The 20,266-nt window shown below is 71.4% G+C and carries 20 protein-coding genes and 1 pseudogene; 15 read left to right on the forward strand and 6 right to left on the reverse strand.

The window, feature by feature from the left end; all coding sequences use genetic code 11:
* Positions 1 to 63 precede the first annotated feature (63 nt).
* The gene (locus tag IF64_RS0117255) at positions 64 to 1,101 is read left to right on the forward strand and encodes a nicotinate-nucleotide--dimethylbenzimidazole phosphoribosyltransferase (protein ID WP_036876969.1); all 1,038 of its coding nucleotides are present in this window, start codon (positions 64 to 66) and stop codon (positions 1,099 to 1,101) included.
* Between the two features lie 113 nt (positions 1,102 to 1,214).
* Here the strand turns inward: IF64_RS0117255 and IF64_RS0117260 are convergent, their stop codons facing one another.
* Entirely contained in the window at positions 1,215 to 2,318 is a 1,104-nt protein-coding gene (locus tag IF64_RS0117260; RefSeq protein ID WP_030533170.1) for a branched-chain amino acid aminotransferase, read from the reverse strand.
* Positions 2,319 to 2,384: 66 nt separating this feature from the next.
* Between IF64_RS0117260 and IF64_RS25535 the strand changes: the two genes are divergently transcribed.
* Positions 2,385 to 2,720: a hypothetical protein gene (locus tag IF64_RS25535; RefSeq protein WP_048807676.1), complete on the forward strand. Its 336-nt coding sequence runs from the start codon at positions 2,385 to 2,387 to the stop codon at positions 2,718 to 2,720.
* A 117-nt stretch (positions 2,721 to 2,837) separates the two neighbouring features.
* Here the strand turns inward: IF64_RS25535 and IF64_RS0117270 are convergent, their stop codons facing one another.
* Together IF64_RS0117270 and IF64_RS25540 are read right to left on the reverse strand one after the other, a co-directional pair.
* A complete protein-coding gene (locus IF64_RS0117270) occupies positions 2,838 to 3,476 on the reverse strand; it encodes a ribonuclease FAU-1 family protein (RefSeq protein WP_051757942.1) in 639 nt (212 codons plus the stop codon).
* Positions 3,473 to 4,477 carry a hypothetical protein gene (locus IF64_RS25540; protein WP_051757943.1) on the reverse strand — a complete coding sequence of 335 codons (1,005 nt, stop codon included), beginning with the start codon at positions 4,475 to 4,477 and terminating at the stop codon, positions 3,473 to 3,475. Before IF64_RS25540 ends, IF64_RS0117270 begins: the two co-directional genes overlap by 4 nt.
* 84 nt (positions 4,478 to 4,561) lie before the next feature.
* On the opposite strand from IF64_RS25540, the gene IF64_RS0117280 reads away from it, so the two are divergent.
* Together IF64_RS0117280 and IF64_RS0117285 are read left to right on the forward strand one after the other, a co-directional pair.
* Complete coding sequence (locus IF64_RS0117280) at positions 4,562 to 6,055, forward strand: leucyl aminopeptidase (protein WP_030533174.1); 1,494 nt, start codon at positions 4,562 to 4,564, stop codon at positions 6,053 to 6,055.
* Positions 6,056 to 6,099: 44 nt separating this feature from the next.
* Entirely contained in the window at positions 6,100 to 7,116 is a 1,017-nt protein-coding gene (locus IF64_RS0117285) for an SMI1/KNR4 family protein (protein WP_048807673.1), read from the forward strand.
* Between the two features lie 7 nt (positions 7,117 to 7,123).
* Here IF64_RS0117285 and IF64_RS0117290 read toward each other — a convergent pair whose 3' ends face one another.
* A complete protein-coding gene (locus tag IF64_RS0117290; protein ID WP_030533176.1) occupies positions 7,124 to 7,486 on the reverse strand; it encodes a hypothetical protein in 363 nt (120 codons plus the stop codon).
* A gap of 307 nt (positions 7,487 to 7,793) precedes the next feature.
* On the opposite strand from IF64_RS0117290, the gene lpdA reads away from it, so the two are divergent.
* From lpdA to lipB, 6 genes are all read left to right on the forward strand, one after another.
* The gene (gene lpdA / locus IF64_RS0117300) at positions 7,794 to 9,167 is read left to right on the forward strand and encodes a dihydrolipoyl dehydrogenase (protein WP_030533177.1); all 1,374 of its coding nucleotides are present in this window, start codon (positions 7,794 to 7,796) and stop codon (positions 9,165 to 9,167) included.
* A 50-nt stretch (positions 9,168 to 9,217) separates the two neighbouring features.
* Positions 9,218 to 11,041 (forward strand): 2-oxoglutarate dehydrogenase, E2 component, dihydrolipoamide succinyltransferase, encoded by a 1,824-nt coding sequence (gene sucB, locus IF64_RS0117305; protein ID WP_030533178.1) that lies wholly within the window; start codon positions 9,218 to 9,220, stop codon positions 11,039 to 11,041.
* A 167-nt stretch (positions 11,042 to 11,208) separates the two neighbouring features.
* A complete protein-coding gene (locus IF64_RS0117310; RefSeq protein WP_030533179.1) occupies positions 11,209 to 11,589 on the forward strand; it encodes a hypothetical protein in 381 nt (126 codons plus the stop codon).
* Between the two features lie 120 nt (positions 11,590 to 11,709).
* Positions 11,710 to 12,594 (forward strand): TIGR01777 family oxidoreductase, encoded by an 885-nt coding sequence (locus IF64_RS0117315; RefSeq protein WP_030533180.1) that lies wholly within the window; start codon positions 11,710 to 11,712, stop codon positions 12,592 to 12,594.
* A 61-nt stretch (positions 12,595 to 12,655) separates the two neighbouring features.
* Positions 12,656 to 13,276, forward strand: coding sequence for a phosphatase PAP2 family protein (locus IF64_RS0117320; protein ID WP_036877003.1), 621 nt, complete (start codon positions 12,656 to 12,658; stop codon positions 13,274 to 13,276).
* Positions 13,273 to 14,013 carry a lipoyl(octanoyl) transferase LipB gene (gene lipB, locus IF64_RS0117325; protein ID WP_030533182.1) on the forward strand — a complete coding sequence of 247 codons (741 nt, stop codon included), beginning with the start codon at positions 13,273 to 13,275 and terminating at the stop codon, positions 14,011 to 14,013. Before IF64_RS0117320 ends, lipB begins: the two co-directional genes overlap by 4 nt.
* 103 nt (positions 14,014 to 14,116) lie before the next feature.
* Here lipB and IF64_RS0117330 read toward each other — a convergent pair whose 3' ends face one another.
* Complete coding sequence (locus tag IF64_RS0117330; protein ID WP_030533183.1) at positions 14,117 to 15,049, reverse strand: LLM class F420-dependent oxidoreductase; 933 nt, start codon at positions 15,047 to 15,049, stop codon at positions 14,117 to 14,119.
* Between the two features lie 108 nt (positions 15,050 to 15,157).
* A complete protein-coding gene (locus IF64_RS0117335) occupies positions 15,158 to 15,760 on the reverse strand; it encodes a TetR/AcrR family transcriptional regulator (protein ID WP_030533184.1) in 603 nt (200 codons plus the stop codon).
* Between the two features lie 153 nt (positions 15,761 to 15,913).
* On the opposite strand from IF64_RS0117335, the gene IF64_RS0117340 reads away from it, so the two are divergent.
* From IF64_RS0117340 to IF64_RS0117360, 5 genes and pseudogenes are all read left to right on the forward strand, one after another.
* Entirely contained in the window at positions 15,914 to 16,456 is a 543-nt protein-coding gene (locus IF64_RS0117340; RefSeq protein WP_030533185.1) for a hypothetical protein, read from the forward strand.
* Positions 16,457 to 16,524: 68 nt separating this feature from the next.
* On the forward strand, positions 16,525 to 17,481 hold the full coding sequence (locus IF64_RS0117345; protein ID WP_030533186.1) for an oxidoreductase: 957 nt from the start codon (positions 16,525 to 16,527) through the stop codon (positions 17,479 to 17,481).
* A 37-nt stretch (positions 17,482 to 17,518) separates the two neighbouring features.
* Positions 17,519 to 18,529 (forward strand): lipoyl synthase, encoded by a 1,011-nt coding sequence (gene lipA / locus IF64_RS0117350; RefSeq protein WP_030533187.1) that lies wholly within the window; start codon positions 17,519 to 17,521, stop codon positions 18,527 to 18,529.
* Positions 18,530 to 18,662: 133 nt separating this feature from the next.
* Positions 18,663 to 19,289 (forward strand): annotated as a pseudogene (locus tag IF64_RS0117355) (DedA family protein); the annotation flags it as partial.
* Positions 19,290 to 19,470: 181 nt separating this feature from the next.
* Positions 19,471 to 20,235, forward strand: coding sequence for an SIR2 family NAD-dependent protein deacylase (locus IF64_RS0117360; RefSeq protein WP_030533189.1), 765 nt, complete (start codon positions 19,471 to 19,473; stop codon positions 20,233 to 20,235).
* Positions 20,236 to 20,266: the final 31 nt, after the last annotated feature.

Genomic DNA, 20,266 nt, shown 5'->3' on the forward strand with positions numbered 1-20,266 from the left:
ACGATTCCGGCGCGGTGTCCTACCTGGACGCCGACCACACGCACCGCCCGGTAGCTTGAGCGCGTGAGCATCGAGTTCGGTCCCGTTTCCCTGCCCGACGAACACGCACGTGCCGGCGCGCTCCAGCGGCACGCCTCACTCCTGACGCCCGAACGGTCGCTGGGCAGACTCGAGCGCATCGGGGCGTGGGTGGCGGCCTGCCAGGGGCGCACGCCGCCGAAGCCGCTGCGACGGATGCGCGTCGTCGTCTTCGCCGCCGACCACGGCGTGACCGCCCACGGGGTCTCGCGCGGCGGCCCGGGCACCACCCGCGAGCTGCTCGCCGCACTCGAGACGGGCGGCACGGCCCTCAACGTCCTGGCCGACACGGCCAGCGCGGGCATCCGCGTCGTCGACGTCGGGACCGACACCGACACACCCGGGCCCGACCACGTGCGGCGCGGATCAGGATCGATCGACACCGAGGACGCGCTCACCGGCGACGAGACCGAAGCCGCCGTCCTCGCAGGCGTACGCGCCGCCGACGCCGAGATCGACGAGGGCGCCGACCTGCTCGTGCCCGCCGACATCGGGGCCGGCGTCACCACCCCTGCCTCGACGCTCGTGGCGTCGCTGACCGACACCGAACCCGTCGCGGCGATCGGCCGCGGCTCGGGCATCGACGACAACGCCTGGATGCGCAAGGCGACCGTCGTACGCGACGCGCTCCGGCGCTGTCGCCCCGTCACCGGAGAGCCACTGGCCCTGCTGCGCACCGCGGGCGGATCCGATCTCGCCGCGATGACCGGATTCCTGGCACAGGCGGCGGTGCGGCGGACCCCGGTCGTGCTCGACGGGCTCGCCGCGGCCGCCGCGGCACTGCTGGCCGAGGAACTCGCCCCCGGCGCGCGCTCGTGGTGGCTGGCTGCCCACCGCTCGGCCGAACCCGCACAGGTGCTGGCGCTGGATCACCTCGACCTGGACCCGGTGGTCGACCTCGACATCCGGCTCGGCACGGGCGCCGGCGCCGCCACGGTGCTGCCGATGGTGGCCGCCTCGGTACGGCTGCTGACCGAGGTGGCAGCCCGACCCGCGCTGCCCGCGGACGCCGACATCACCTGACCGGCCCACAGGGCCCCGACGCACAAAGCTCCCGAGGGCCCCATGGTTGCGTTGAACGCGACTATGGGGCCCTCGGGAGCACAAAGGTGGTTACGGGGCGTGAGTTCGTTCGGTCAGCCGAAGGTGTGGAGCCAGCCGTGGTCGTCGCCGCGCGTGCCCTCCTGGATGCCGACCAGGTGCTCGCGGAGCTCCATCGTGATCGGACCCGGCTCGCCGCCGCCGATCGCGAACTCGCCGTCGTTGTGCTTCACGTGGCCGACCGGCGTGATCACCGCCGCCGTACCGCACGCGAACACCTCGGTGAGTTCACCGGACGTCGCCGCGCTCTCCCACTCCTCGGTGGAGATGCGCCGCTCCTCGACCTTGTACCCGTGGTCGCGGGCCAGCTGCAGCAGCGACTTGCGGGTGACGCCGGGCAGCAGCGAACCGCTCAGTTCCGGGGTCACGACCGTCGCGTCCGCCCCGGAGCCGAAGACGAAGAACAGGTTCATCCCGCCCATCTCCTCGACCCAGCGGCGCTCCGCGGCGTCGAGCCACACCACCTGGTCGCAGCCCTTCTCCACGGCCTGCGCCTGCGCCACGAACGCCGCCGCGTAGTTGCCGCCGCACTTGGCCTCTCCGGTCCCGCCGGGTGCGGCCCGCACGTACTCGGTCGACAGCCACACCGTCACCGGCTTCACGCCGCCGGAGAAGTACGACCCGGCAGGCGAGGCGATCAGCAGGTACAGGTACTCCGAGGACGGGCTGTTCACGCCGAGCCCCTCGCCCGTGGCGATCATGAACGGACGCAGGTACAACGCGTCGCCCTGACGGGTCGGAACCCACCGCTCGTCGATGTCGACGAGTTCGGCGATCGACCCGAGGAACAGCTCGTCCGGCAGCTCGGGCATCGCGAGCCGCCGCGCCGAGTCGCGGAACCGCTGCGCGTTCGCCTCCGGCCGGAAAGCGCCGATCGTGCCGTCCGGCTGCCGGTAGGCCTTGAGTCCCTCGAAGATCGACTGGCCGTAGTGCAGGATCTGCGAGGCGGGGTCGAACGTCAGCGGCTCGTAGGCGCGCACCTCGGCGTCGTGCCAACCCTGCTCGGCGTTCCACTTCACGGTCACCATGTGGTCGGTGAAATGGACGCCGAACCCAGGCTTCGCCAGTACCTCCGCTACGCGCTCCGCGGAAGCGGGCTGCGTGCTGGGGATACGGGTGAAGAGGGTTGTCGTCGTCATGCGCTGAGCATATCTCCCCGAGTGGCCCACAGCGCCATACCCGGTCGCTACCATCACGGTGTGAGCATGCACCCGCAGCACCAGGGCAACCCGTTCCCGCCGCCGAGCCGGGAGGGCTCCACGCAGCCCGTTCCCGCGGGAGGCCTGCAGACGGACCTGAAGACGTTGGCCGGCGCTGCGCTGCTGACGTTCGCGGGCGGGATGGTCGTGCTGATCGGTTACCTGATGATCGGCGGATTCGGCGCGTTCATCGGCATTTTCGGCGCCATCTTCGGCATCGTCTGGCTGGCGGGCGTGCACGGCGGCAAGGTGTTCCCGCGTGAGGGGTTCCCGACGCAGTCGCTCGTCGGCGCCGCGGTGGCCTCGGCCGTGCTGCTCGGGCTCGCCGCGCTCATGAGCTGAGATTCCTCACAGCAGCTCTTCCTCACAAGCTCTTCCTCACAGCAGCTCTTCCTCACAGCAGGCACGTCACAGCGGGCACGTGTGCGCCCGGGCGCGCCTGCGACTCGGACGCGACTGTCACGTACCGACCGCGCGCAACACCTCGGCCGGCATCCGCGGCGGGGGCCAGCCGGGACCGGGCCGGAAGTCGGTCCACGTGCCGTCGAAGGGGAACCGGCCGCGTGCGGCGAGCGCGCCGCAGCGCTCCCCTTCGTCCCGTAACCGGTCGCGTTGTTCGGCGGTGAGCCTGCCCGCCTCGACCGCGGCGTCGGCCTCGTCGAGGTCCTTCCAGCCCCAGGAGCCGTCTGGCGCGACCACCACGTCGAGCACCCCGTCGATCCGCACGGGTCCGTGGTCGTCCCGGCCGCACGGGATCTCGAGGTTGACGTACCAGCCGGTGAACGTGCCGTCCCGGTCGAAGAACCACCACACCGACGACCACCGCTCGTTGTCGACGAGCCGCAGCGTCGAGGTGCCCCGCCACACGTCGTGGACCGCGACCCGCGGCACCGTGAACCGCTCGGCCAGCGGCGCGTCCCGCATCGAACGGCCGTCGGCGAGTCTGCTGCCCACGATCGGGGTGTCGATCGGCAGCCAACCGAGCAGCCGCGACCCGTCGTCGTCGATCACCCGCAGCGGATGTCGCTGCCCGACGCTTCCGTCCGGGCGCACGAACGTCAGCAGCACGTCGTCGCCCGCGGCCCACGCGCTGGTCACAGTCCCGTCACCACCCCGGCCAGTAACACCCCGGCCAGCAACACCCCGGCGGCCGTCACGACGGCGATCCGGCCGATGCGATGCGGCGCGGTGGACCCGGTCACCACGGTCCGTGCGGTCAGGTCGGCGACCGCCAGCGCCGCGGCCACGGTCACCGCTCCGACGGGGCTGAGCACGGCGGCGGGCACCGCGGCGACGGCGGCAGGGATGACCGTGCGCATCACGGGCGAGGGGTGCGCGCCGCGGCGTGCGGCGGTGAACGCCAGCAGCGCAGCCGGCACGCACGCCAGCGCGACCACGATGCCCAGCACCGGCGTCAGCGCCTGCGCGTCGGCGGCGGCGAACACGTCGCGCAGCGCCGTCGGCGACAGGCCGAGCCGCACCGGGCCGAGCTGGTACAGGGCGGCCGCCGACACGACCACGGCCAGCGCTCCGCCCGCGATCACCACGCGCCGCGCCGTGTCGGCGAACACGGGCACGAACACCGCGGCGGCCAGCGGTACACCCCAAGCGGCTCCGGGGTCGGCGGCCGCGGGTGCCGGTTGCATCGCCGGGGCCGTGGCCGGGGTGATGCCTAGGCACACCGCCACGAAGGCCACGCCCGCCACCGCCAGTGCGGCACCGATCCACCGTTTCCAGTACGCATCGAGCCGCAGCCCCGCGACGTCGGCGAGCGCCACCGCGGCCACCAGCAGCACCGCCGCGGCCTGGCGGTGGTCGGGGACCACGTACTCGGCGAAGGTCGAGGCGGCGAAGACCACCACGCCCAGCCGCGCGGCACGCTGCACCCCGTCGAGGACCCGCATCCGGGGCTCTGAGGGCTCTGAGGGCTCTGAGGGCTCTGAGGGCTCCGAGAACTCGGGGGACTCGGAGGGCTCGGTCGGCACGGCGGAGCAGGCCATCACGAACACCGCGGCCAGCACGATCCCCACCGGCGCCCACCAGCCCGCGCCCGCCACCGCGACCGCGAGTCCGCCGAGCACGCCGAGTGCGATCCGCACCGCTGATTCCCCCTACCTCCGCCGGATTCCCGAAACGCCAATAGCATGGCCTACGAGGAAGAACACCGAGATGAGGAGTCCGACGTGGCCGTACCGAAGCTTGCCCTGACCGAGGTGACCGAGGCGTCGCTGGCGAAGACCCGCGCACAGACCGTCGTGGTCGGCACCGTGCAGGGCACGGGCGGCCTCGAGCTCGCCCCCGGAGCCGAAGCGGTCGACGCCGCGTTCGGCGGCACGCTCGCCGACGTGCTCGCCACGCTCGGGGCCACGGGCGCGGCCGAGGAGGTCGTGAAGGTCCCTTCGCTCGGCAGGCTGGCTTCCGACGTCGTGCTCGCGGTCGGACTGGGCAAGCCGGAGGTCACCGCCGAACAGGTGCGCCGCGCCTCGGGTGCCGCGGGCCGCGCGCTCGCGGGCACCAAGCGGGCGTTGACGACACTGTCCGCCGTGGACCTGCAGGCCGCGGTCGAGGGCATCGCGCTGGGTGCGTACACGTTCACCGAGTACAAGTCCGACAAGGGTGACAAGCCGGTGTCCTCTGTGGACGTCGCGACTCCCGCGGAGGGATCGGCCAAGCAGCACCGCGCGACGCTGAAGGCCGCCACGGCCATCGCCGACGCGGTGTGCACGACCCGCGACTTCATCAACACCCCGCCCAACGACCTGTTCCCCGCCTCGTTCGCCGACCGCGCCCGCACACTCGCCGACGCCGAGAACCTGGCCGTCGAGGTGCTCGACGAGAAGCAGCTCAAGCGCAAGGGTTTCGGCGGCATCCTCGGCGTGGGCACGGGCTCCACGCGGCAGCCGCGGCTGGTCCGCATCTCCTACAAGGGCCCGAAGGCGCGCAAGAAGGTCGCGCTGGTCGGCAAGGGCATCACGTTCGACACCGGTGGCATCTCCCTCAAGCCAGCCGCGGGCATGGACAGCATGACCTCGGACATGTCCGGTGCCGCCGCCGTGCTGTCGTCGGTGCTGCTGGCCGCGAAGCTGAAGTACCCGCTCGAGGTCACCGCCTACATCCCGCTCGCGGAGAACATGCCGTCGGGCAGCGCCTACCGGCCGGGCGACGTGCTCACCATGTACGGCGGCAAGACCGTCGAGGTGCTCAACACCGACGCCGAAGGCCGTCTCGTGCTCGCCGACGCGATCGTGCGTGCCGGTGAGGACGACCCGGACTACCTGATCGAGACCTCCACCCTCACCGGTGCGCAGGTCGTCGCGCTCGGCAACCGCACGGCCGGCGTCATGGGTTCGGACGAGTTCCGCGACCGCGTCGCCGAGCTGGGCCAGGCCACCGGCGAGAACGCCTGGCCGATGCCGCTGCCGGAGGAGCTCCGGTCCGAACTGGACTCCAAGCTGGCCGATCTGGCCAACGTGACGGGATCGCGCTGGGGCGGCATGCTCGCGGCGGGCATCTTCCTGCGCGAGTTCGTCCCGGAGGACGTGGCCTGGGCGCACATCGACATCGCGGGCCCCTCGTACAACACCGCTTCGCCGTGGGGCTACACCGGCAAGGGCGGCACGGGCGTTCCGGTCCGGACCATCGCCGCCGTGCTCGCCGACATCGCAGACAACGGCTGACCCCGCAGCGTCGGTGAGTCTGCAACGCACGTGAGGTGGTGTCGGTGACGTCGGGTACCCGGGAGCATCCCGAAGGTGCCGTGCGCACCCTGCTCACCGGGACCGACGAGGCCGTCGACGCCACCGTCACCCACGAGGCGCTCCTGCTCGCGTGCGCGGGCGCTCTCGACGACTCCGACCGCCTCGTGCGGCATTGGGTGGCGGCGACCGGACGGTCCGCCGACCGGCTCGCCGCCACCGCCGTCACGGCCCGCGCCTGGGCCATGCTGCTGGCCGCCCGCGACCCGCAGCCGGACTGGGCAGAGGAGTTGACCCCGCTCGACCTCGACGCCGAGCAGCAGGCCCACGAGAAGGTCCTGGCCGAGCGCGATCCCCTGCCGCCACGCGGGCGGCGGCAACGTGCGGCGGCCGCGGACGCCGAACACGCGGCGGCCACCGGCGACACGGAGGCCGCCACCGAGGCGCTGCAGCGCTGGGCGGAGATCGCCAGGGAGATCCCGAAGCCGGACGCCGCGACGCTGGCCGCCTGCCGGCACGTCGCTCCCCTGCTGGTGTCGGGCGTACTGGCGGTCGAGCCCGACTGGGCGTGGAACTACACCGCCGCCCTCGTCGCGGCGCTCGACCAGCGATACCGCGTGGACCGGCCGCGGGGAAGCTGGCGCGATCTCGTCGACGCCGTGATGCGCCTGCGCGGCGAGCCGGGCGCGACGCCGCCGCCCGCTTCGCCTGCCGCCATCGACCGTGCCGAGCAGACGCTCGGCCTTCCGCTGTCCGACGAGTTCCGCGCGTTCCTGCTGACCTGCGACGGCCTGCGGGCGGACGTGGTCTTCCCGCGGCTGCTGGGCGTGGCGGATCTCACGCCGGGCGCCGAACCGGGCACGGTCACGATCAGCGATCCGCCGTCGCTGACGCTGTGGCCCTCCGGCGAGGTCACCGAGGACGACGAGCTGTTCGGCCGCACCGTCCACACCGGCTTCCGCGCGGTGCTCGAGGAGCACCTCCGGCTCCTGGAGGCCAGCGAGGCCCGCATCTCCGATCTCGGCGAGCCCGGCGAACGCTGACCGGTGCTCAGGCCTGTTCGTCCTGGCGCCTGCGCTTCTCCAGAATGCGCTGACGTTGGGTGTAATCCCTCATGCGCTGCGGATATCCGGTGCGCTTGACCTCGTACACCGGGATCGACCGCTTGCGGCCGAAGTCCTGTGCCTGCCCCAGACTGCCGATTCGCCTGCGCGTCCACTCACCGTCGTGGGCGACCAGCACGACCGTCGTCTCGGTGACGTTCGTCCTGGGTTCCACGTACGCCTCGACCCCGCGGCGGCTGGCCGCCCACGTGTCGAGGTGGCTCGTGTCGGCGTCGGTGGCGCCGCGCAGCGTGCCGGGCCGCTGTTTCCCACCGCCGCGCTTGCCTCGCAGCCGGTCGAACAGCCCCACGTCGATCACCTCTTCACCGTGCCTCCGGAAGGACCGTCGTCCACTCGCCGTGGACGACCCTCACGGTCGCCTCCGACGATCATTGTCCCTTATTTCCGGAGTGGGCGGGACGGCCTCTGCCACCACGCTTCGCATGCCATCGACGTGAAGTGACAAGATGAGGCATGACAACCGCGCGCGCGTGCGCGTGCGTACACCACAGACACCCTCTTGGAGGCCGCGTGGACATCCGGGGCACCACAGCGCCGCGTAGTGTTCACAGGGTCGACCGGGTGCCCGAGGAGATCTTCGCGAGGGAGTTGGACAAGTGAGCGACGCTGAAGCCGACCTGGTGATCCTGGGTGGCGGATCCGGCGGTTACGCGGCAGCCTTCCGAGCCGCCGAGCTGGGACTGTCCGTCACGCTGATCGAGAAGGACAAGCTGGGCGGCACCTGCTTGCATCGAGGGTGCATTCCGACCAAGGCGCTGCTGCACGCCGCCGAGGTCGCCGATTCGGCCCGCGACGGCGAGCAGTTCGGCGTGAAGACGACGCTCGAGGGCGTCGACATGGCGGGGGTCCACAAGTACAAGGACGGGATCGTGACCCGCCTGTACAAGGGCCTCCAGGGGTTGGCGAAGGCCCACAAGGTGAACTTCGTCGAGGGCACCGGAACGTACGTGGGCGGCACGTCGGTCGACGTCGACGGCACCCGCTACACCGGCAAGAACGTCATCCTGGCCACCGGTTCGTACTCGAAGACGCTGCCGGGCCTCGAGCTCGGCGGGCGCATCATCGCCAGCGAGGACGCGCTCAAGCTCGACTACGTGCCGAAGAAGGCCATCGTCCTCGGCGGCGGTGTCATCGGTGTCGAGTTCGCCAGCGTGTGGGCCTCGTTCGGCACGGACGTGACGATCGTCGAGGCACTGCCCCGCCTCGTTCCGAACGAGGACGAGTTCGCCTCCAAGCAGATCGAGCGCGCGTTCCGCCGCCGCAAGATCGGCTACAAGACGGGCGTGAAGTTCACCGAGGCCAAGCAGGACGACTCGGGTGTCACCGTGACGCTCGAATCGGGCGAGACGCTCGAGGGCGACGTCCTCCTGGTCGCCGTCGGCCGCGGCCCCAACACCGCGGGCCACGGCTACGAGGAAGCGGGCATCCAGCTCGACCGCGGCTTCGTCGTCACCGACGAGCGGCTGCGCACGAACCAGCCGAACGTGTACGCGGTCGGCGACATCGTCCCCGGTCTGCAGCTGGCCCACCGCGGCTTCCAGCAAGGTGTGTTCGTCGCCGAGGAGATCGCCGGTCTGAACCCCTCGCCGATCGACGAGGCGGGCATTCCGCGCGTGACCTACTCGCACCCCGAGGTCGCCTCCGTCGGTCTCACCGAGGCCGCGGCCAAGGAGACCTACGGTGCGGAGGTCCAGACCTTCACCTACGACCTCGGCGGCAACGGCAAGAGCCAGATCCTCAAGACCTCCGGAGCCGTGAAGCTGGTCAAGGCTCCGGACGGACCGGTCGTCGGTCTGCACCTCGTGGGCGACCGCGTCGGTGAACTCATCGGCGAAGCACAGCTGATCTACAGCTGGGAGGCTTTCCCCGAGGACGTCGCACCGCTGATCCACGCCCACCCGACCCAATCCGAGGCGCTCGGCGAGGCACACCTCGCGCTCGCGGGCAAGCCGTTGCACGTCCACGGCTGACGCCTCGCACCAGACCAACATCGACAACGAACCAAGGGAGTCAGGAAGCGATGGCGTACTCCGTCACATTGCCGGAGCTCGGGGAAAGCGTCACGGAGGGCACCGTCACCCGGTGGCTCAAGCAGGAGGGCGAGTCGATCGAGGTCGACGAGCCGCTGCTGGAGATCAGCACCGACAAGGTCGACACCGAGGTGCCCTCCCCCGTGGCGGGCACGGTCCAGAAGATCATCGCCAAGGAGGACGACACCGTCGAGGTCGGCGGTGAGCTGGCGCTGATCGACGACGGTTCGGGCGGCGGCGAGGCCGCACCCGCCGCACCTGCCGAGAGCACCGAGAGCGCCCCCGCCGAGTCGGCACCCGCCGAGCAGCAGGCCCCGGCCGAGTCCGCCCCGGCGCCCGCCGCCGAACCGGCCCCGTCCGCACAGTCCGGCGGTTCCGCCTCCGGGAGCCCGGTGACCCTGCCCGAGCTGGGCGAGAGCGTCACGGAGGGCACCGTCACCCGGTGGCTCAAGCAGGTCGGCGACTCGGTCGAGGTCGACGAGCCGCTGCTGGAGATCAGCACCGACAAGGTCGACACCGAGGTGCCCTCCCCAGTCGCGGGCACGCTGCTCGAGATCACCGCTGGCGAGGACGAGACCGTCGAGGTCGGTGGCCAGCTCGCGGTGATCGGGTCGGCCGACGCGGCACCGTCCGCGCCCGCCCAGCAGCCGGCGCCGGAGCCGACCCCTGAGCCCGAGCCTGAGCCCGCGCCCACACAGGCGGCCCCCGCTGCTCCCGCCCAGCCCGCTCAGCAGGCCCCGGTCGAGCAGCCGCCCGCCCAGCAGCCGGCGCAGCAGCAGACGCCTGCCCAGTCGGCTCCGGCACAGCAGGCTCCTGCCCAGCAGGCTCCGGCCCAGTCCGGTTCGGGCGACAGCACGCCGTACGTCACGCCGCTGGTGCGCAAGCTGGCCGCCGAGCACGGCATCGACCTCTCGACGCTGACCGGCTCGGGTGTGGGCGGCCGCATCCGCAAGCAGGACGTGCTCGCCGCGGTCGACGCCAAGCAGCAGGCGCCCGCCGCGCAGGCACCGGCACAGCAGCAGTCGGCCCCCGCGTCGGCTCCCGCGTCGGCGTCCACTCCGGGCCCGGTGTCGGACGCGGAGAAGGCGGCGCTGCGCGGCACCGTGCAGAAGGCCAACCGGATCCGCCAGATCACGGCGGAGAAGACCAAGGAGTCGCTGCAGGTCTCGGCGCAGCTCACGCAGGTGCACGAGGTCGACGTCACGAAGATCGCCAAGCTGCGCCAGCGCGCGAAGGCGGCCTTCCGCGAGCGCGAAGGTGTGAACCTGACGTTCCTGCCGTTCTTCGCCAAGGCCACGGTCGAGGCGCTGAAGCAGCACCCGAACGTCAACGCCTCCTACAACGAGGAGACGAAGGAGATCACCTACCACGGCTCGATCAACCTCGGCATCGCCGTGGACACCGAGCGTGGCCTGCTGTCGGTGGTCATCCACGACGCGGGTGAGCTGAGCCTGTCCGGTCTGGCCCACCGCATCGCGGACCTGGCCGAGCGGGCGCGCAGCAACAAGATCAAGCCGGACGAGCTGACCGGCGGCACGTTCACGATCACGAACATCGGCAGCAACGGTGCCCTGTTCGACACGCCGATCATCGTGCAGCCGCAGTCGGGCATGCTCGGCACCGGTGCCGTCGTCAAGCGGCCGGTCGTGGTGGCCGACGAGGAGGGCAACGACACGATCGCCGTGCGCTCCATGTCGTACCTGCCGTTGACCTACGACCACCGGCTGATCGACGGCGCCGACGCAGGCCGGTTCCTCACGACGATCAAGCAGCGCCTCGAGGAAGGCAACTTCGAGAGCGAGCTGGGTCTGTAACGAGCAAGCCAGCCAAGGCGCCCGGGGTATCCGTCACGCGATACCCCGGGCGCCTTGCTTGTCCAGGGCGTACGTGTCGAAAACGAGGGGCGGAGGGCGGAGTCGATGCCGCATTGGATTTGGTATGTGCTCGCGGCGGTCGTCGTCGCAGCGTATTTCGCCGTGCGGTGGCGGGAGAATCAGAAGACGCACCGGGACGCGAACACTGGCAGGTCGTCGCGTTCACCCTCGCCCAGAAGGCACCGACCCTGGAAGTCGGGCCTCGGGGCACGCTCGGGCGGCTCGCGGTGCGGGCCGGTGTCGGTAACACCACCGGAGACGCCGACTTCGACCGGCGATACGCCGTCCGTTCCGAGGACGACGGATTCACCGCGACGGTGCTCAACAAGGAGGTCCGCGCCTACCTCCTCAGCACCAAACACGCCGCCCATCTCCTCGTCACCGGCAACGACGCCGTGACGTGGCGTGCGGGGCAGCTGTATCCCGACGACATGGAGCCGTGGGCCGATTTCCTCGCCGACGCCCTGGATCGCGCCGGCCTGACGTAGCGACTCCCCTGGCCGCAGCGACTCCCCTGGCCGTCCCGGCCCTGCGGCCGCCCACCTCGGCCACGACGGGCACGCGCCGACACGGCCCCGTCTCCCGCGCCCACCGTTAAGGTGAGCGGCATGCGAGTTCTGGTCGCCGGTTCCAGCGGACTGCTCGGCGGTGCGCTGGTGTCCAGGTTGCGCACGGCCGGTCACGACGTCGTGCGCCTGGTCCGGCGCCGGCCCGAAGCCGCCGACGAACGCGGCTGGGACCCGCCCGCCGGGCACATCGACGACGATGCGTTCGACGGTCTCGACGCCGTGGTGAACCTGTGCGGCGCCCCGCTGGCTTCCGGACGGTGGAGCGGCGCGCGGAAGCAGCACATCGTCGACAGCCGTCTCGAACCGACCGAGGTGCTCTCCGAGGCCGTCGCGCGGCACGGCGTTCCCGTGCTGCTCAACGCGTCCGGGATCAACGTCTACGGCGACACCGGTGAGCGCGAGGTCGACGAGACCGCCGCGCCCGGCACCGGATTCCTGGCCGACCTGTGCACCGCGTGGGAGGCCGCGACCGGCGCCGCGCAACGCGCGGGGGCGCGCGTGGTCCTGCTGCGCACCGCACCGGTGCTCTCACCCAGCGGTGGAATCCTGGGGCCGCTGAAGGTCCTGTTCCGCGCGGGCCTCGGCGGGCGCTTGGGCAACGGCAGGCAGTACTTCCCGTGGATCGGACTCGACGACCACCTCGCCGCGACGGAACTGCTGCTGCGCGGCGGCGACCTCTCGGGTCCGGTCAACCTCACGGCGCCCGTCCCGGTCACCAACGCCGAGTTCACCCGCGCACTCGGGCGGGCACTGCACCGTCCGGCCCCGTGGCGGGCACCGCGCCTACCGCTGCGGGTCCTGCTTGGCGAGGCGGCCGACGAGATGTTGTTGTCCGGCCCGCGTGCGGTGCCCACCCGCCTGTCCCGTGCGGGCTTCGCGTTCACGCACCCGCGGATCGACGATGCACTCGCGGCCGTCGTCTGACGACGTGTCCGAACAGCCGTCTGACCACGCGTCCGAACCAGTGCGCGCACGACCGCGCGGCGTGCTCCTCGTCTCCGCGACGTTGCTCCTGGCGTTCGTGGTCCTCGGCCTGCTCGCGAGGAACGGCACCGATCTCGACGTGCTCGTCAGCGACCGGCTGCACGACGTGTGGCGCGGGCCCGCGGGCCGGGCCGCCGAGATCACGAGCTGGGTACTCGGTCCGGTGCTGCCCGTCCTGGCCGCCGTCGGCCTGGCCGTCGCCGCGTTCGCCGATCGGCGCCGCAGGCCGCACCGCGCACGGCTGCTGGGCAGGGTGCTGCTCGTGCTGGTCGTGTGCCGGGCGACCAGTGCCGTGGCGAAGCCGTTGTTCGCCCGCGACCGGCCCCGTGAGTATCCGGATTTCGCCTTCCCCAGCGGTCACGTCACGTCGGTGGCGGCCACGTGCTTCGCCGCGGTGCTGCTCGTCGGATGGTTGGCGCCCCGGTTGTGGCACACGGCCCTCGCCGCGGCGGTGAGTGCGACGGCGTTGTGCGCGGCGAGCCGCGTGGTCCTCGACGTCCATTGGTTGACCGACACCGTCGGCGCGGTGCTGGGGGTCACCGGCGCGGGCCTGGCGACCGCAGCGGCGCTGCGGCTCATCCCCCTGCCGAGGCGACGGGCGGGAGTAGAGTCGGCGCCGTGACTGCGAACGCGAACCTGTCCTGCCGCGCCTCCTCCGCATCCGTCGACGTCCGCGAGATCGGCACGATCGACTATCTCGAGGCGTGGGAGTTGCAGCGCGAGTACGCCGAGGCGCGCGCCGACGAGACGCGGCCCGACACCATGCTGCTGCTCGAACATCCGTCCGTGTACACGGCGGGCAAGCGCACCCAGCCGGAGGACCGGCCCGCCGACGGCACGCCGGTGATCGACGTCGACCGCGGCGGGCGCATCACCTGGCACGGGCCTGGCCAGCTGGTCGGCTATCCGCTGGTGAAACTGGCCGATCCGATCGACGTCGTGCAGTACGTGCGGCGCATCGAACAGGCGCTCATCGACGTGTGCGACCGGTTCGGTGTGCACGCGGGCCGGGTCGACGGCCGCAGCGGCGTGTGGCTTCCCGCCGACGACCGCGGACCCGAACGCAAGATCGCCGCGATCGGCATCCGAGTGCAGCGAGGCGTGACGATGCACGGCTTCGAACTCAACTGCAACGCCGACCTCAGCGCCTTCGACCGGATCGTGCCGTGCGGTATCAGCGACGCGGGCACGACGTCGCTGTCGGCCGAGCTCGGGCGCGATGTGCCGGTGTCCGAGGCGCTGCCGCTTGCGCGGGAGGCCGTGCTGGCCGCACTGGACGGCGAACTGCCGGTGACCGATCGCTGGATTCCACGCCAGGAGCCCTCCGCCCCTGGCGTCACGTTCGCCCTGCAGAACTGAATCGCCCGTCGGGCCCCTTCGGAGGGACTGCACCGTCCTGATGCTCCCAAGGGCCCCATAGTCGCGTTGAACGCGACTATGGGGCCCTTGGGAGCAGTGCCGGTCAGTCGAGCTGGCGGGCGACCTCGGAGGCGATGAGCTCCAGGTGGTCGAGATCGGACAGGTCGAGCACCTGCAGGTACAGCCGCTCGACGCCCGTCTTCTCCCGCCACGTGCCGATCTTGTCGACGACCTCGGCGGGAGTTCCGGCGAGACCGTTCTCCTTGAGCTCGGCGACCTCGCGGCCGATGGCGTCGGCGCGGCGGGAGATCTCGGCGTCGTCCCTGCCGACGGCGGCGACGAGTGCGGCCGATCGCCGGATCGGCGTGGTGCGGCCGATCTCCTTCGCGGCGGCGTCGACGCGCTCGAACTGCGCGAGCGCCGAGTCGGCGTCCTTGAAGGGGATGTTGAACTCGTCGGCGTACTGCGCGGCCAGTGCGGGGGTGCGCTTCTTGCCGCCACCGCCGAGGATCACCGGCGGGTGCGGACGCTGGGCGGGCTTGGGCAGCCCGGGCGCGCCGTCGAGCGTGTAGTGCTCACCGGAGAAGGAGAACGTCTCGCCCTCGGGCGTGTCCCACAGGCCGGTGATGACGGCGAGCTGTTCGGTGTAGCGGTCGAACAGCTCCTTCGTGGCCGGCAGGTCGATCCCGTAAGCGGTGTGCTCGTCGACGTACCAGCCGGAGCCGAAGCCGAACTCGATGCGGCCGCCGGACATGCGGTCGGCCTGTGCGACCGAGATAGCCAGCACGGACGGGTGTCGGAACGTCGCCGCCGTGACGAGCGTGCCGAGCCGGATCGTCGAGGTCTCGCGGGCCAGCCCCGCGAGCGTCAGCCACGCGTCCGTGGGTCCGGGAAGCCCCGACGCGTCGCCCATCTTCAGATAGTGGTCGGACCGGAAGAACGCGCCGAAGCCACCCGCCTCCGTGGCTTTCGCGACGCGCAGCAGGTCCTCGTAGTCGGCGCCTTGCTGAGGTTCGGTGAAGATCCTGAGTTCCACAATGCACAGACTAATCGCGCGACGAAGCGCGCCCACTGCCCCGCGCGAGCCGCACCCGGACCGGTGACGTCTGGGCTCGGAGTCTCGTCCGGACCGCGGCCGCGACGACTACGTGCCCGGCGCCGCGCTGCGGACCTGGTTCAGCAGCCGCACGACGACGTCCTCGATCTCCTCGCCGACCTTGCGCTGGTCGGTGGCATGGGCGATCTCGGTGGCGGCACTGCACAGCGCGCCGAACAGCAACCGCGACGTCACCTCGACGGGAACGGCCAGCACCTCGCCGGCGTCGATGAGGTCCTGCAGTGCCTGTTTGATGAGCCCGAAGCTGTAGCGGTCCTCGGCCTCGCGCCAGCGCGCCCAGCCCATGACCACCGGCGCCTCCTGCAGCGCGATCCGCTGGTAGGCGGGGTCGAGACAGCTGCCGATGAACTCGCGCAACCCGGCCAGCGCGCGCTCCCACGGCGGCTGCGAGCCCGTCAGGATCTTCTCCAGGCGACCTTTGACCTCGGCCTCGACCTCGTCGAAAGCCGCCTCGAACACGGCCTGCTTTCCGCTGAAATGGTGGTACAGCGCACCTTTGGTGACGCGTGCCCGCTTCGCGATCTCGTCGAGCGACGTGCCCGCGTAACCACGTTCCGTGAACAGCCGGACGGCACTTCTGACCAGCGCAGATCTGGTCGATTCCGAATAGTCCTCACGCCTGGACCGCATTGTCACCACGCTCACAACTCTACTCGGGTTTCCGCCGTCCATACCGGTGGTATGTTCGGTCGTGTCAGCTCCATACCCACGGTATGCCGCAAACCCGCGGTAGGACCGTTTTCCCGGAACACACCCGCGTGACACACGCAGCAGGGGGACCTCATGAGCTGGAACGACTACTACCGGCGGCGCGACGTCATCGACGCGGTCCTGCGCCACGCACGACGTGACCCCGACGGGCCGCTGCCGTTCGACGAGATCCCCGGTGCGGCCGACCTGTTCGGCACGCCCGAGAACCTGCTGCTGGCCATGCACTACCGCTGGCAGCAAACCCTCGGCGGCAGGCTGCGCGCCGAGGTCGGCGGGCCGGAGGACACCGCAGGCGTGCCCGGCGGTGGCGAACAGGACCACCTCGACGCCGTCTCGCGCGCGTGGCGCAGGACGGTCGCCGACAACCCGACGCTCCGCGCCGTACTCGACGCCCACGTCGACGACCACCCGGACCTGCGTCGCGCGCACGAGGCCGAGTTGCGGATGCTCGCCCTCACCGCGGGCGTCGCGGAGCCCGGCGAGCCGGACGAGGAGATCACGCAGGCAGGCAACGCCCTCGTGGCGCTCATGCGGGCCCGCACGGCAGGCGGACTCACCGCGCCGCGGCGGAACCCGGTCGGCCAGCTGCTCCGCAAGCTCGCCCCGACCGGCTGAGCCGCACCACCCGTACCTCAGGACGAACGCGTTGTTGGCGCACAGCCAATCGGCGTAGGTTGTCCGCCATGACACGCACGGCGGACAGGTGGACCGAGGCGGACATCCCCGACCAGACGGGGCGGACGGTGCTGGTGACCGGAGCGAACTCCGGACTGGGACTGCGCACCGCCGAGGTGCTGGCCGCCCGCGGCGCCACGGTGCTGCTGGCCTGCCGCTCCGCCGAACGCGGCCGGCGCGCGCTCGCGAGGGTTGCCGAGCAGGCAGCCGCCGAGCCCGCACTGGTCAGCCTCGACCTCGCCGATCTGGCTTCGGTGCGCCGCGCCGCCGACGACGTGCGGGACCGCACCGGCGACGGGCTCGACGTGCTGATCAACAACGCCGGCCTGATGGCACCACCGCACGAGACGACCCGCGACGCGTTCGAGCTGCAGTTCGGTACCAACCACCTCGGGCACGCGGCGCTGACCTGGCTGCTCATGCCCGCGCTGCGGACCCGGCCCGGCGCGCGCGTGGTCACGGTGTCGAGCCTGGCCGCCCGCGCGGGCCGCATCGACACCGGCGATCCGAACTTCGAGCGCCGCCGCTACAACCCGGTGGCGGCCTACGGCCAGTCCAAACTCGCCAACCAGATGTTCGCACTGGAACTGAGCCGTCGGCTCCGGGCGGCGGGCGACGACGTGCTGAGCCTCGGAGCCCACCCCGGCTACACCGACACCGACCTGGCCGGCGCGATGGCACGTTCGCAGCGCAACAGCGTGCTGCGAACCGTCATGGACGTCGGCGGCAGGATCGGCGGCGTGGTGCTGGCACAGAACACCCGGATGGGCACCCTTCCCCAGCTCTACGCCGCCACGGCACCGGGCGTGCGCGGCGGCGACTACATCGGCCCGACCGGCCTCGCCCAGACGCGCGGCCACCCCGGCACGGTGCGTCCACTGGCTGCGGCGACGGACGAGGCGACGGCCACCGAGTTGTGGAATCTCACCGCCGAGTTGACGGGCGTCACGCCCGACCCGGAGTGACCTTGTCCGCCCGATTTCAGGGCGTAGGGTGGGTGCCGTGACTGCGTTGCCGGAAGGTCGGAAGCTGCTGCGTCTCGAAGTCCGCAACAGCCAGACGCCGATCGAGAGAAAGCCGTCGTGGATCAAGACCCGCGCCCGGATGGGCCCGGAGTTCACCGAACTCAAGGGCCTCGTCCGCCGCGAAGGTCTGAACACCGTGTGCGAAGAGGCGGGCTGTCCGAACATCTACGAGTGCTGGGAGGACCGCGAGGCCACGTTCCTCATCGGCGGTGACCAGTGCACGCGGCGGTGCGACTTCTGCCAGATCGACACGGGTAAGCCCGCCGAGCTCGACACCGACGAGCCGCGCCGGGTGGCCGAGAGCGTCCAGGCGATGGGCCTGCGCTACTCGACCGTCACCGGTGTCGCGCGTGACGACCTCGACGACGGCGGCGCGTGGCTCTACGCCGAGACCGTCCGCCAGATCCACCGGCTCAACCCGGGCACCGGCGTGGAGGTTCTGATCCCGGACTTCAACGCCGAACCCGACCAGCTGGCCGAGGTGTTCAGCTCGGAGCCGGAGGTGCTCGCGCACAACGTCGAGACGGTGCCGCGCATCTTCAAGCGCATCCGCCCCGGCTTCCGCTACGAACGGTCCCTGAAGGTCATCACGGAGGCCCGCAAGGCCGGCCTGGTGACCAAGTCGAACCTGATCCTGGGCATGGGTGAGACTCCCGACGAGGTTCGCCCCGCAATGCAGGATCTGTTCGACGCGGGCTGCGAGATCCTGACGATCACGCAGTACCTGCGACCTTCGCCGCGGCACCACCCGGTTGACCGGTGGGTCAAGCCGGAGGAGTTCGTCGAGCACACGAAGGCCGCCGAGGAGATCGGCTTCCCCGGCGTCATGGCCGGACCGCTGGTGCGCTCGTCGTACCGGGCGGGCAAGCTCTACGCGAAGACGAAGGAGCACCGCGGCGAGCAGCTGCCCGAGAACCTGGAGCACCTGGCCGCCTCCGCGCCTGCGGCGCAGGAGGCCAGCAGCGTGCTGGCCCGCGAATCGTCGTAGGCATCCGACGACCCGGGCGAACCCTGACGCATCCCTGATGCAGGAGCGGCTAGTGTCACGCACACAGGCGCTGACGGTCCGCCGCGTTCGCGCGGCGGACCGCACGGGGGATCGACGAACAGGGGTGTGACAGGTGGTCACCGACTTTCTCAACTGGCTACAGAGCCTGCCGCAGCCGGCGCTGGTCGCCGCGGCGGGCTTGCTGGTGCTGGCCGAGTGCACCATCGGTCTCGGGTTCATCGCGCCGGGCGAATCGGGACTGCTGATCGCGGCGACCACCGCCAACACCGTGCCGCGGTTCCTCATCCTGTGGGCCGTGGTGACGGTGTGCGCGGGCGTCGGCGACACGATCGGCTACACGATCGGCCGCAAGTTCGGGCCGAGGCTGCGGGAAACCAAGGTGGTCCAGAAGTCGGGCGCCGACGCGTGGGACAAGGCCACCGGAATTCTGCAGCGTCGCGGCGCATGGGCGGTGTTCTTCGCCCGCTTCCTCCCGGTCGTCCGCACCCTGACCCCCGCCGCGGCGGGTACGTCGAAGCTGCCGTACCGCAAGTTCCTCCCGGCCGCCGTGGCCGGGGCGATCTGTTGGTCGGCACTGCACATCGCACTCGGCGCCGCGATGGGCGAGGCCGCCAAACAGATCGAGGACGCGATGAGCACCGGCGGCATGATCGTCGTCGGTGTCCTGGCTGCGATCGCAGTGATCGCGCTGCTGCGGTACAAGCGCAAGAAGACGCTCGGGGCGATGCCCTCGGCCGCGCCCGGCGCGGACGCCGCAACGGCTGACGTCGACGCGGGCGGCGGCGACGGCTCGGGCGAGACCTCCGCGCGGTCCGAGACGGCGACCGCCACGAAGCGGGCACGCGAGTCCGACGACGGGCCCACCACGGCATCCTGACCGGGCGCTGACACGCCCGTGGCCGGGCCCGCATCATGAGGGCATGGACACCGGTATGGACAGCGACACCGATCTCCGCCGGGCGCGGGAACTCGTCACCGGCGCGTCCCGGGTCACGGCACTGACCGGAGCCGGCGTCTCCACCGCGTCGGGCATTCCCGATTTCCGCGGCCCCAACGGGCTGTGGACCAAGGACCCGGAGGCGGAGAAGCTGTCGAACCTGCAGGCCTACGTCGGCAGCAGGGACGTGCGGGTCCGTGCCTGGCGGGCCCGCCTCGACCACCCGGCGTGGCGGGCGCAGCCCAACGCGGCGCACGAGGCGTTCGTCGCGCTCGAGCGGTCGGGCAGGCTCGGGGCGATCGTCACGCAGAACATCGACGAACTGCACCAACGGGCCGGGTCGAGCCCGGACGCGGTGATCGAACTGCACGGCACGATGTTCCACACCGAGTGCCTCGACTGCGGTGACCGCAGGGACATGCAGGAGGCGCTGGAACGGGTGCGTGCCGGCGAGGACGATCCGCCGTGCCTGGTGTGCGGCGGGATGCTGAAGTCGGCGACCATCTCGTTCGGCCAGGCCCTCGACGGTGCGGTGCTGGAGGCGGCGCGGATCGCGGCCGTGACCTGTGACGTGCTCCTGGCCGCGGGCACCTCGCTGACGGTGCACCCGGCCGCCGGCCTGGTCGAGATCGCCGCGCAGGCCGGCGCCTCCGTGGTGATCTGCAACGCCTCGCCGACGCCCTACGACGAGGTGGCCGACGTGGTGCTCAGTGGCCCCCTCGACGAGGTGCTCCCCCGCATCACGTGAGAGCCCGTCTCCGCCCCGCGGCCTGCTCGGT

This window comes from Prauserella rugosa (genome assembly GCF_000719975.1).
In the GTDB taxonomy this organism is placed as follows: Bacteria; Actinomycetota; Actinomycetes; order Mycobacteriales; family Pseudonocardiaceae; genus Prauserella; species Prauserella rugosa.